This window comes from Clostridium sp. 7_2_43FAA, from assembly GCF_000158375.2.
In the GTDB taxonomy this organism is placed as follows: Bacteria; Bacillota; Clostridia; order Clostridiales; family Clostridiaceae; genus Clostridium; species Clostridium tertium.
In genome coordinates, this window is the sequence record NZ_JH815222.1 from 1,644,942 (window position 1) to 1,657,383 (window position 12,442).

16 protein-coding genes are annotated in these 12,442 nt (G+C 26.2%); 4 read left to right on the forward strand and 12 right to left on the reverse strand.

Annotated features, from left to right (window positions below):
* Positions 1–92 precede the first annotated feature (92 nt).
* The 3 genes from CSBG_RS09265 (at position 93) to CSBG_RS18750 (ending at position 1,912) form a co-directional block, all read left to right on the forward strand.
* Positions 93–1,220 (forward strand): ABC transporter permease, encoded by a 1,128-nt coding sequence (locus tag CSBG_RS09265; RefSeq protein ID WP_008678934.1) that lies wholly within the window; start codon positions 93–95, stop codon positions 1,218–1,220.
* The gene (locus CSBG_RS18745) at positions 1,220–1,540 is read left to right on the forward strand and encodes an ATP-binding cassette domain-containing protein (RefSeq protein WP_242825276.1); all 321 of its coding nucleotides are present in this window, start codon (positions 1,220–1,222) and stop codon (positions 1,538–1,540) included. Before CSBG_RS09265 ends, CSBG_RS18745 begins: the two co-directional genes overlap by 1 nt.
* Positions 1,541–1,702: 162 nt before the next feature.
* On the forward strand, positions 1,703–1,912 hold the full coding sequence (locus CSBG_RS18750; RefSeq protein ID WP_242825277.1) for a hypothetical protein: 210 nt from the start codon (positions 1,703–1,705) through the stop codon (positions 1,910–1,912).
* 286 nt (positions 1,913–2,198) lie between these two features.
* Here the strand turns inward: CSBG_RS18750 and CSBG_RS09275 are convergent, their stop codons facing one another.
* The 12 genes from CSBG_RS09275 to CSBG_RS09325 all read right to left on the reverse strand — a co-directional run bounded on the left by CSBG_RS09275 (position 2,199) and on the right by CSBG_RS09325 (position 11,432).
* The gene (locus CSBG_RS09275) at positions 2,199–2,687 is read right to left on the reverse strand and encodes a CarD family transcriptional regulator (RefSeq protein ID WP_008678935.1); all 489 of its coding nucleotides are present in this window, start codon (positions 2,685–2,687) and stop codon (positions 2,199–2,201) included.
* Positions 2,688–2,986: 299 nt separating this feature from the next.
* Entirely contained in the window at positions 2,987–3,124 is a 138-nt protein-coding gene (locus CSBG_RS18280) for a hypothetical protein (RefSeq protein WP_156804380.1), read from the reverse strand.
* A 70-nt stretch (positions 3,125–3,194) separates the two neighbouring features.
* Entirely contained in the window at positions 3,195–4,100 is a 906-nt protein-coding gene (locus CSBG_RS09280; RefSeq protein WP_008678937.1) for a GNAT family N-acetyltransferase, read from the reverse strand.
* A gap of 446 nt (positions 4,101–4,546) precedes the next feature.
* The gene (locus CSBG_RS09285) at positions 4,547–5,368 is read right to left on the reverse strand and encodes a pentapeptide repeat-containing protein (protein WP_008678939.1); all 822 of its coding nucleotides are present in this window, start codon (positions 5,366–5,368) and stop codon (positions 4,547–4,549) included.
* Positions 5,369–5,506: 138 nt separating this feature from the next.
* A complete protein-coding gene (locus tag CSBG_RS09290; RefSeq protein ID WP_008678941.1) occupies positions 5,507–6,256 on the reverse strand; it encodes an aminoglycoside adenylyltransferase domain-containing protein in 750 nt (249 codons plus the stop codon).
* A gap of 75 nt (positions 6,257–6,331) precedes the next feature.
* The gene (locus CSBG_RS09295; RefSeq protein WP_008678943.1) at positions 6,332–6,637 is read right to left on the reverse strand and encodes a hypothetical protein; all 306 of its coding nucleotides are present in this window, start codon (positions 6,635–6,637) and stop codon (positions 6,332–6,334) included.
* Positions 6,638–6,863: 226 nt separating this feature from the next.
* On the reverse strand, positions 6,864–7,253 hold the full coding sequence (locus tag CSBG_RS09300) for a hypothetical protein (protein WP_008678944.1): 390 nt from the start codon (positions 7,251–7,253) through the stop codon (positions 6,864–6,866).
* Positions 7,254–7,369: 116 nt separating this feature from the next.
* Positions 7,370–7,726 carry a helix-turn-helix domain-containing protein gene (locus tag CSBG_RS09305; RefSeq protein WP_008678946.1) on the reverse strand — a complete coding sequence of 119 codons (357 nt, stop codon included), beginning with the start codon at positions 7,724–7,726 and terminating at the stop codon, positions 7,370–7,372.
* A gap of 352 nt (positions 7,727–8,078) precedes the next feature.
* Positions 8,079–8,753: a PIG-L family deacetylase gene (locus CSBG_RS09310; protein WP_008678947.1), complete on the reverse strand. Its 675-nt coding sequence runs from the start codon at positions 8,751–8,753 to the stop codon at positions 8,079–8,081.
* A 111-nt stretch (positions 8,754–8,864) separates the two neighbouring features.
* Complete coding sequence (locus CSBG_RS09315) at positions 8,865–9,806, reverse strand: GNAT family N-acetyltransferase (RefSeq protein ID WP_008678949.1); 942 nt, start codon at positions 9,804–9,806, stop codon at positions 8,865–8,867.
* Positions 9,793–11,073 carry a PTS transporter subunit EIIC gene (locus tag CSBG_RS09320; protein ID WP_008678951.1) on the reverse strand — a complete coding sequence of 427 codons (1,281 nt, stop codon included), beginning with the start codon at positions 11,071–11,073 and terminating at the stop codon, positions 9,793–9,795. The genes CSBG_RS09315 and CSBG_RS09320 overlap by 14 nt, the downstream gene beginning before the upstream one ends.
* A 62-nt stretch (positions 11,074–11,135) precedes the next feature.
* Entirely contained in the window at positions 11,136–11,432 is a 297-nt protein-coding gene (locus CSBG_RS09325) for a PTS sugar transporter subunit IIB (protein ID WP_008678953.1), read from the reverse strand.
* A 147-nt stretch (positions 11,433–11,579) separates the two neighbouring features.
* Between CSBG_RS09325 and CSBG_RS09330 the strand changes: the two genes are divergently transcribed.
* Positions 11,580–12,341 carry a MurR/RpiR family transcriptional regulator gene (locus CSBG_RS09330; protein ID WP_008678955.1) on the forward strand — a complete coding sequence of 254 codons (762 nt, stop codon included), beginning with the start codon at positions 11,580–11,582 and terminating at the stop codon, positions 12,339–12,341.
* Positions 12,342–12,442: the final 101 nt, after the last annotated feature.

Below are 12,442 nucleotides of genomic sequence, written 5' to 3' on the forward strand. Positions count from 1 at the left end.
TAATATATTTTTTATTGAATATAGTTCATAATTAATGCATGCTTATAATATGCACTTTAATAAGTATTAATCAAAAGAAGGAGAATTAAATTATGTTTTTAGCATTAAAAGAACTAAAGCACAATAAGGCTAGATTTGGTTTAATAATCGGAATCTTAACTCTTATTATATTTCTAGTACTATTTTTATCAGGTATTGCAAAAGGGTTATCTGCAGCTACTGGATCTCTAATTGAAAATTCTAAAGCAAATTATTATATTCTAGATGATTCTGCAGATAAATTAATTACTCGTTCAGTTATTGAGAATGATGAGCTAAAGGAATTAAATAACCTTAATGGATTAATAGATTTAAATGAAAATACTACTCCTATTAATTTACATACAAGTAATTTCACTATGGACTCCTTAGATAAGAAAATCAATTTAGTTTACTTAGCTATTGATCCATCAACCTTTCTTATGCCTGAAGTTATTGAAGGAAATACCTTAAATAATAATAGAGAAATAGTTTTAAAAAACTCATTTAAAGAAAATGGTATAGAAATTGGAGATAAAATCAAAGATACATCTTCTAATTTAGAATTAACTGTAGTAGGATTTACTAAAAATCAAATGTATGCACATATTTCTGTAGGGGTAATATCTCTAGATACATATAAGGAAATAATGACTTCTGCTACTGGTAGGGATTGTAATAATTTTCAAGCATTAGCAATTAATATGGACAAGTCTTCAGAAAACCTAGATTTACTTACTAACCTTGTTAATGATAATTTAGATAAAAAAGATTTATTGACTAAAAGTGATATAATTTCAAATGTTCCTGGACATTCACAAGAACAAGCTACTATTCTTATGATGTTAGTATTTTTATTAATAATATCTTCATTTATAGTTGGTGTATTCTTCTATATAACAACTATGCAAAAGTTACCTGAATTTGGAGTTTTAAAAGCTTTAGGAGCTAAAATGTCAACTTTAGCAATATCTATAACTACTCAAGTATTTATGCTTTCTGTAATAAGTATGCTTATAGGAAATGTATTAACATTTTCTTTAGCCAGTATATTACCAGCAAGCATGCCTTTTGTATTGAGTTATAAAGACGGAGCTTTAGTTTCACTATTATTTATAGCAATAGTACTATTAAGTAGTTTATTTTCTATCAGAAAAATAAGAAAGGTAGATGCTATTTCTGCAATAGGAGGTAATTATTAATGAGAAAATACGCACTTCAATTAAAGAATATAAGTAAAACATACAAAGATGGAGATAGTGAAAATACAGTGTTAAATAACATTTCAATTAATGTTAAACCAGGTGAATTTGTTGCTATTGTTGGTCCTTCTGGCTCTGGTAAAAGTACATTTTTATCCATTGCTGGAGCATTACTTTCAGCAAGTAGCGGTGAAATAATAATTGGAGATACAAATTTAAGTGAGAAAGATAAAAAGGAATTAGCTGATATAAGAAGAAATCAAATAGGATTTGTTTTTCAATCAAATCAACTAATACCTTATTTAAAAGTTATTGATTAACTAAAATTAATACCACAGCTTTCTAAAAATAAAAATAAAAAAGAAGTTAATGACTATGCTAATAAGCTTTTAAAAGATTTTGGACTTGAACATAGACTTAATCACTATCCTTCCAAATTATCTGGTGGTGAAAAATAAAGAGTTGCAATTGCAAGAGCTTTAATGAATCATCCAGATATAATTTTAGCAGATGAACCAACAGCAAGTTTGGATGGCAAGCGTGGTCGTGAAGTTGTTACTATGATTAAAGATGAGATAAAAAAATATAATAAAGCTGCTTTAATGGTAACTCATGATGAGCGTGTTCTTGATTTAGTAGATACAATATATAGAATTGAAAATGGTAATATAACTATAGAAAAGATTTTTTAACTTTAAAATGGCTGTTCCACAACAATTGTGTAACAGTCATTTTAAGTCTAGAACTTTAACTTATGTAATTTATAAAATGATTTATAATATAATTTAACAAACATTAAATTTCATAAACACTATTTAAATCTTAAATATACAAACTCATATATAGATTAAATAAAATAGGTTTATTTCTTATAAAAGATTTAAGCGTAAAATATACTTTTTTCTAGACCTATATTTATATAAATATAAATAATAATTTAAAGATACATATTATATTAAAATTAACCTTATATCTATTTTAAATATTATTTTTAATATAATCTTGAACTTCATCTACATCAATGTCTAAGACTATTGCCATTTCTTGATATAATTGCTTACTCGCACTAATCATAATATCTTCATCTGTTTTATTAAGCTTTTTCCCTATTGAAATTTTTTCATCTTTTTCTAATTTTATCGAATTTATAACCTTTATAAGTTCCTCAGCATTACCTCTTCTTATTATAGCCTTATATTCTTCAACTCTTCTTCTTGAGTCTTCTATTTCAACAGTCTCATTTTTTGAAATTTCTTTCAATAAATTCACTATTTCAGCTTTTGTCATAAGCTCTCTCATTAATATTTTTTGATTATTTACAGGTGTTTTAATAGTCATCTTTTCATTATAAACTGGAGATAAAATATAATATTCTAACTCTTCATTTCTTAAAGTTACCTGCTCTATATCTGTAACCTTACAAACTCCATTTGAACCATATACAACATAATCATTTATTTTAAACATAAAATTACCCCCTTATGTGTGTTATTTGTAATGAAAAAAGTAGCTCCTACAGCTAAAAACTTTTAGGAACTACCTGTTGTATATTAATTATACCACAAATATACTAATATTTCTTCAAATCTTTCTAAATAATAAGGATATTTAAGTATTTTCTTATAAGAATTCAATTAATTATCTACTTAAAATATAAATTTATATAAATTTAATATATTTAATATATTAAATTATACTTTATACCTTTAACTTCATCTTCAGTAAGCTTACTAATACTTTCATAGCAACTTAAAATCGACTATATATTAATTTTCTAATTTTTTGTAATATATAAATGTGGTTACTGTATTTAAAATTATAGTAACTACAATCAAAACTGCTGATACGAATACTAATGCATCAGTCGTATCCATAAGAGCAGACCAATCATTTATTTGAACCAAATGATTGTTATAAATAATCTGTAAAAATAAAGAAATTCATTCTTCAAAAATATTCTTTTATTATATTAATTTATAGGACTACACCTTTTACCTCATAATAATTCATAGTTGATTTTTCTTTAAATCCACAAGCTTTATATAAATGCAATGCATTTTTATTTTTTATCTCAACATCTAAGGCAGTTTTATTTATTCCATCATTCCTTAAATAATTTAAGACTTGCATCAAAGCCGCTCTTCCATATCCCTTATTCCTATATTCAGGGATTATTCCAAATCCACTAATAAATGCTGAATTTAACTCTTTACTAACTTTTATCTTACCAATTACTTTATCATCTACTTGAATTAAATAAGTAATAATGTTATTCTTTTCGTCATCTTCTGGTAATATCATCTCATTACAACCTTCTCCAAAGAAAACTTCATTTAAATTATCTATTTGATATATATCCTTATTTTTTGCATTACTTAAACAAATATCTTTATTGTTTTCATATACAATCCAATTAATGCATTCCATTCTACACTCTGAAAATGAATAGCTAGATTTTGTGTTCTTTATGAATTCTATTGCAGAATTTGACTTGTCATCACCAAGTAATAGAACCTTATTAAAGTTTCTTCTTTTACATTCCTCAATAGCCATTTCTACAAGCTTAGTAAAGATCTTTCTTCTTCTAAAGTCAGGATGAACCATTCCATTAATTTCGGCAATATTTCCACCAAAACATGAAATTCCCAAATATCCAACTAACTTATCATTGATATAATATAAAAATTCATTTATGTCATTTGAATCTTTTTTATAGTCCTTATTAATTTGTGTTCTATATTCTAATTCTAGTTTTAAATTTACTTTATCTTCATTTATACAAATATCCTCTAACTCTTTTATCTTTTTATGTTCTTTATCGTTTATATATTTTTTTAAGATAATATATTTATCCAATATTTCATTACTTGTATTAACCATTTATTTTTCACCGCCCTATCTTTCTTATTACAAAATCAATTTTATTAATTATTTAACTATCTAAAAATTTCCCCATAATGACCGTATTATAATAATTACCATTAATATACATAAACCAAATTCTGAATTATGCTTGAATCTACTTAGTTTATTTCCTTCGCAACGTGTAAATCCTACTATTTTACCATTTACTTCCGCTATTAAAAATAGACTCGTTCTAGATATTGAATCTTCATAAATTATTCTTTTAAATCTTCTGAACTTAATAATCCTTCCCCTGGTTCTCTATCAAGATTTTCTGTTTCGCAATCTATTTTAATTCTTAATCTGAATAGTTCTTCTGCATCTACTTGTTTTGGACAACGTCTTGAAAACTTAAGTAAGAAAAGAGTATTATATTAGTTTTTTCTTAGTTATTAATAAATTATATTTCTTAACTTTAATACTTACCAATGCCTTTGTCTAGTAATAGATTTAGGTAATCTTGTATTTGCATCACCTTTAGCACTATTAATTTGAGCTTGAGTTATGAAAATGCTATTGCTTAAATTAGCTTCGCTTAAATCTGCATCTCTTAAGTCTGAGCCAATCAAATCTGTAAAGCTTAAATCTAATCCTCTTAAATTTGCTGCAATTAGAAAAGCTCCACTTAAATTTATTCCTCTTAAATCCTTCTTTCTAAGATTAGCACCCATAAGATTTAGAGCTCCACCTAATGCTTTTTTACCTTTTAAAGAATTTTTTCCGTTATTAACTTTTCTCCTTAAGAATTCACTAGTTTGTAAAAGCAAAGTATTAACTCCTGTTCTAATTGATGTTAAATCTAAATTTATGATTGATTTTGGTTCTAAATATGTTAAACTTTCTATTTCATTTATTTTTTTAATCAGCTTGTCTTTATTGATATTATTATCTTGTAGCCTAATAGATTCATTAAGATACCAAAGCATTTCGTGGAGTTGCTTCATATTAATAAAAACATTAAACATTTCTTTTGAATGCCCAGATTTTTCTTTCCAATCATGTCCTGAATAAGTAACTTGAGCTACCTTTTGCCCTGCACCAATGCAATCATATACTATGTAACCTTTTAGACCCTTCTCATTAAGATTTTCGTGAACTTTGCATTTAAAATCACCTGCTAAATTAATACAAGTTTTACCTACATCCTTGTTAATGGGAAATCCATTAATAGATGAAAAATATAGTGCAACACAACATAATCCAAAGCATTTTTCACAATCAGGCTGTAGTTCTTTATAATTCATTTTTACCCATCTCACATTCATAAAATATATTATATAAATTATATCATATGCACATTATCATTCAATTTTGGCGATATTTCAAATTAAATCCCAAAATCCATCTTATATCTTACTAATTTATTTTTATTAAGAACCATGCTAATTTATATATTTCAGCATATAATCACAAAACCTTTTAGCTTCTTCTTCATCTACTTTCATTATTTCATTTGTCTTATAACTATATAAAGCATCATTTATAATTTTATGATAGCATTTATCTAAATTATATAATCCCCATTCTCCACCTTTCTCTTTTGAAAGGATTAAGTTATTTCTAACATAAGCTAATACTCTACATAAATTTAGAATGATATACATAGGATTCTCACAAATTTCTGATTTAGCTTCAGATATATCATTTTTAATACTATCTAAATAATCTTCTTTTGAAACTTCAGCAAACACTTCATTTATAGGCAATCCATATAAAACTATTCCTGAATTCTTTATTATAGTAAAATGTGCAGCTAAATCTTTATCAAATCCATTCATATTTTTACAATAATCTTTTGAATCACTATTGTACCAACCAAGATGCATATTAGAAAAATGTAATTCAAATGGGGTTGGATATATAAAATTAGTACAATATTTCTTTAAAACTATACTCATTTCTAAACCTTTTGATGGAGCTTTTTTATTTAATTCAATTGTAACATTCATAAGTTTTAGCTTTATCTCTTCTGTTAATGGCTTATTAACTACAACTATATAGTCAATATCACTTTTATCAAAGTTAAAGCAACCTAGTGCAATTGATCCATGTACATAAATACCAACTAAATTATCTCCTAATATATTTTTATACTCTATAGAAACACTTTTTAAAACCTCTTCATAATTCATGCTTTTTACCTTCTAATAATTCTTTGTAAAATAGATATTTTATCTAGCAATATATTAAATAGAATATATTGCTACTTAATTATTTTCTTTAATTAAATCCATATTTAACTCAATTATATTACTAGTATCAATACCATATAAGATATCTCCTATATCACCTTCAAATTTAACCTTTTCAATTCCAAAAGTTTCATTTAAAACTAATGTAGCAGATGTTATCATAAAAATGATAATACAATTTAAAAATTGCTTTCCTATCCTATCTTTTGAAAATCCTACTGTTTGAAATATTGGCTTTTTTTGAATATAACATATTAATATAATAAACCTTACCATAAATATATATGGTAATAACTCAATACATACTTTTAAAAATATCATCCCATCCAAATTAAATACAAATGGTGCTAAAGCAAAAAAGATAACAAGTGTTATAAAATTGCTAAAAGCACACCACTTAATCTAATGAAATGACTTATTTTAGTGTTCACAATACTCAGCCCAATAATAATTTATTATTTAAAAACTAACCACCGCCATAATAAAGGGCTATATATAAAACCTATTCTTGTTGTTTTATACGTAATCATCTTATTCTAATTATCCTCTATAGATTTAATTCAACAATCTCTTCTTGCTTATTCCATTCCATAACAATAGTCAACTTATCTTTATCTTCATACTTTAATAACTTATAATCATATTCTTTTTCTAAAGAAAATCCACATACTTTATTTAATACTTCTCCATATTCCATATATCCACCACTAGAATTGCCTGATAAATCTTCAATAGTAAATTTTACATCCATAGGAAGTCTTTCTAGTCCAATATATTTTATGTTAACTTTATACTTGTTATTTCTATCGTAATTTATAGTTGCTTCCCAATTTTGACTAGATCCTTGAAATAATAATTGATCTACAGATTTTCTTTCACATCCCATTGTAAAAATACTAAAGATTAATACCATAAAAGTAATTGTAAAATTTTTCATCTTTGACTCCTTTAAAATAGTCTTATAATATACTTCTTTGTATATTTAAATTACACTATTACATACGCAAGAATTTTATTCTAATATCTTTAGCACACACTAAATAAATCAATATATTACATCTTAAATTTTGACGTCTTTACCCATTCTTCCAATGCATTTTTACTAAATATAAATTCTCCAGATATTTGTACGCATGGTATTGAATCATCTTTAATAATTACTTGAGTTAATCTTTCCTGACTTATACCCAAATATCGCGCTGCTTCATCCAATGATAAAATATCTTTTGAATCTAAGTTATTATTATTTTCTTGATTAATTGTATTAGTAATATTAAATATTCCTTGACTTATCCCATCTCCAATGAATCGTCCATTATTTTCCATACTATTAGCTATTATTGAAGCACTAATAATAAGTGAAATAGCTAAGCTAAAAATTGAAATTGGTAATAATTTTTCTTTTAACACTTTTATTCCCCCTTAAATTAAATTCCCATTTCAAGTTCTTAATAAAGACTTTACTAAAAGTAACTCATACCATTCTTTATCTTATATGTAAATAATACCATATAAGTATTTTATTTATATAGTATATTTTCATAAAACACATTTGATATTTGTTGTATAGTTATTAACTATACATTCTCTCATTCTTATTAAAGTTTTAATACTTAGTTTACTACTATTTATTTTTATTCTATATACTTATAAACATATAAAAAGGATCTATGTAAAATTCAATCACATAAATCCTTTTTAATAAATTTTTTATTGTGTTATATAATCTATAAGAAAGCTAATTAATTTAATTAAAATAATTTTATAAGTTTTCTATATATGAAGCATACATATATGCTTTTGTAAACTTTCTGCTTCCACATTCCATACTTCTAACTTTTCCCATAGTTTTATAATAATCATAATAAGGAACACTATTTACTTTTCCATTAAAGATTTCATATTTTCTTAATGCATTGAACCATGTATCAACTTCACTTTCACTTAGCTCATAATATGCTTGTGGCACAAATCCAACTAAATCTTCACAGTTTTCTCCATATAAAAGTTTTATATCCATGCCATTATTTCTACATATCTTAACTGCCTCTTTAACTGTATAGTGTGTATAATAATGCCTTGGATGCAATGTTCCACTAAAGTGAGTTATAACTAAATCCACTTTTTCATCAGTAAAATATTTTACTAAGATATCAATGAATTCATTTTCTGTTGGAATCTCTTTAGAATTATAACCAAATGACTTGCAATCTGAATTCATTGCTTTTGCAACATTTATATTTTCCTGAATTAAATTCTCAACATATCTATCGTTCTCTTCCTTTGTAACATTAGGCCCTTCTAATCTTCCTTGTACTACATTGACAAAAGTACATTTTGCCCCTAATGCTGCATATTTTATAATTATTGGACCTCCCATTAATTCTGCATCTAATGGATGTCCTCCTATACTAATAACTCTCTTAATGTTATTCATCTATTTATCCTCCACTCTTTAATTAATATTCTATATAATTTATAAGGCTAAACTTTTTTTACTTCTAAATAAGTTATTTGGAATTAAATCCATTTTCAACTTTATCTAACTTTAAGCGATTTTTTTACTATACAAATAGTAACTTCTATATACTTCTACACCATGTTTTTGATAAAACCTCATACCTGCTCCATGAGTCCATAAGAAATATAAATAGTAAAGTTTATTTTGCTTCATATCATCCATCATTAAATTAAATAAGACTCCACCTATACCACTACTTCTTAAATCTTCCCTCACTCCAAATGGACCAAACCTACATTCATTCCCATCCATTTTCCTCATACAAAAACCTACTACTTTGTCATTCGTATCTAAACTTATCCATATAAGTTTTTCAGCTTCATTATTTTGCATAGCCATTAATGCATTTCTTTTCCATCCACCGCCAAAGTTTTCACCTAAGAATTCTAACAAATCCATTGAATACTTATAATCAAATTTTCTAAAGCTATATCCTTGATCCTCTAGTTGCCTTTTTCTTTCATTTACTTTTAAAGGTATATTGTAACTCCATAAATTCCTTTGCATACTTACAGCTTCGCCAGTTCTTACATAATTTAATTTTTCAAAGAAATCTATACTTTCCTTATAATTTTCTTGATCTATTCCTGGGAAAAAATAATTAGGACTATACGCTGCCACAGTTATATTCTTAACTCCAAATTCTTTTAACCTTTCTTCTACCTCTTTTATCATTTGACTGCCAATATTTTTCTTTCTATAATCTTCTCTTACAAATAAAAGATTTATCCAACCTCTTTCTGGTTCAAGGCCTCTATCTAAATATGGCACTTGCCTTTTTGTTGCTAATATAAAGCCAACAACTTCTTTATCCTCAATTGCAATGAGCGCAAGTTTTCTATTAAAATTTTCATCAAACAAAACTTGTTTTCTTAATTGTTCACATGAAATAGTATCGGCTATAAGACATTCATTCCATAGTTTCACTATTAAATTTTCATACTCTTGTGAGTAATTAATTATTTTCATATTTTCCCTCAGTCCCCTCTATTTGACTTTCCATTTCTTTTCTTTCCAAAGCCTTAAAAAATGGATAAAATATTAAACCTATAATAAAGTAGTTAGCTAAGCTAAAGAAGAATGCAAAAATGCTTCCTCCAGTTCCTAAATATGCTGCTATAGGTGCTGGTACTGTCCAAGTAACTTGAGTTATAATTGGAGGTATCATTGGAATTATTGATGTGAATATATATGACCAAATCCATAAAAATGAAAAACCAAATACCCAAGGTATAAATAATAATGGATTTAATACAATAGGTAACCCAAACATTACAGGCTCTGCAATGTTAAATATAGTTGCTGGTAATGCTAATTTTCCTAAAGTACTATATCTTTTTACTTTAGAAATTGCTGCTAACACAGCTATTGGTAATACTGATATACGAACGAAATATCCACACCACTCTGTAGTAAATAAATTAGGTATAACTTCTGCTCCTGCTTTATAAGCTTCCATATTTTCCGTTATCATACTTGTCCAAATTGGAGACATAACACTTCCTACAACGTTTGAACCATGTATTCCAGTAAACCATAATACTCTATCTAAAAAGAATGATAAAAACTGTGGTATTGGACCTTTTCCTGCAGCAACTAGCGGCTCAAAAATAACATTTGTTAGTTCTGGTATATTCCACTTTAATACATGTGACATTACCCATGACATTAGTAACACAACCATTGATGGGATTAATGCTGTAAAAGCATCTAACACCATTGGTGGAACTCCTGCCGGCAACTTAATTGTAAAGTTTTTATTTATAAGAAACTTATATATTTCAACTGCTATAATTGATATAAATATTGCTGCAAACATTCCTGAACTTCCAAAATTGGTAGTTTCTATAACTAACTTTCCATCCTCTGTATTAAACATTGGAAAGAACATCATAAAACTTAAAAATCCTATTAATGCAGTTACTATAGGCTTTATTTTTGAACCCCTATCTTTGTAATATTCTCCCAAAAAGTATCCTGAAACAATTGCAATACATACAGCTAAAAGACCTAAAGATGAATTAACTCCAGCCCATAACTTTCCTGAAAATGGAGCTACTATATTACTCCATCCTGGAATAGGTAGTGCAGCAATTAATATTAATAACGAACTAAAAATTAGAATTGGCATTGTGGTCATAAATGTTTTTTGTATAACTTGTAAGTATCTCATCTCTGATATTTTAATAAGAGGTGGTGCAAGACGCTCCTCTATAAAACTAGTTATCTTTTCCATTAATCCATTCTCCTTTAATTCTTATTTATTAAAACGTTTACTTAAGCTATAAAATTTTATCTCTATAGCAAAGTTGAAATTTGTTTTACAATTGCTTCACCATCAATCATTCCATAATGCACCATATCAATCACTTGAACTGGAATATCTCCTGCCACTTTTTGCATTTCTTTTAGCTTATACCTTACTTGTGGCCCAAGAAGCACTAAATCAGCTCCTTCAATACTTTCTTTTGCATTGCTTATAGAATAAGCACTTATGTCATAATCCAAATTATGCTTTTCAGCTGCTAATACCATTTTAGTAACTAATAAACTAGTGGACATACCTGCTGCACAAAGTAATACAATTTTTTTCATCTCAAAACCCTCCTGTAATTTATTTACAACCCAATCATAACATGCTTTGATTTAAAAATAAATACTTTTTCCCAAAATTTTTGAGAAATTTACCAAACCAATTTTATATGGTATAATATAACTATTAAATATAAGGAGGATACACTAATGAATCCAATAGATAATATACTTTTACATAATGATGAATTTACTCAATCTGAAATTAAAATTAAAAATATAATTCTTACAAATCCTGATATAATAGCTTGTTTTCCATTGGTAACAGCTGCATATAAAATGAATGTATCTAAATCTGCATTATTGAGATTTTGTCAAAAGTGCGGATATAAAGGCTTTTCAGAATTTAAATATGAATTATCACGATATCTTCACTCTGGGAATTTGTCCAATGAAAAAATAATCAATGATTCATCTCAAGAAATTATTAATCTTTTTATAGAAAAGCTTACATTATTAAAAGAAAGCAACTTAGATAATCAACTTGAAGCTTTATCAGAAGATATATTAAAATCAAACAAAATTAAAATTTATGGGGTTCACGAAACAGGACTTGCTGCTAGACATCTTCAATATAGATTAACAACAATTGGGATAGATTCAGAAAGCATTACAGATAGTAGCTTAATTGCAGAAAAAGCATTATTTTCATCACAAAATGATTTAAATATATATTTTTCACTATCTGCTTTAACTTCTATAATTGTTGAATCAATAAAAAATTCTATTAGTAATAATAGCAATATTGCATTAATTACTCAAAACAATAAAACAAAGTTTTCTAAGCAAATACCAAATATAATATTTTTACCATCATTTTCATTAGCTAAGGATAGTTTTTTTATTGATAGCCAAGCTCTAAATTTTGTATTTATCGAATTATTAATCAATAAATTATCTAAACTTCTATAGCTTTTAAATATTTACTCAAATCTTAATTCATTCTAATCTAACTAAATATACATAAAAAAGCTACAGAATAGTATTACTTAAATAATTAATTTAAAGTAAAA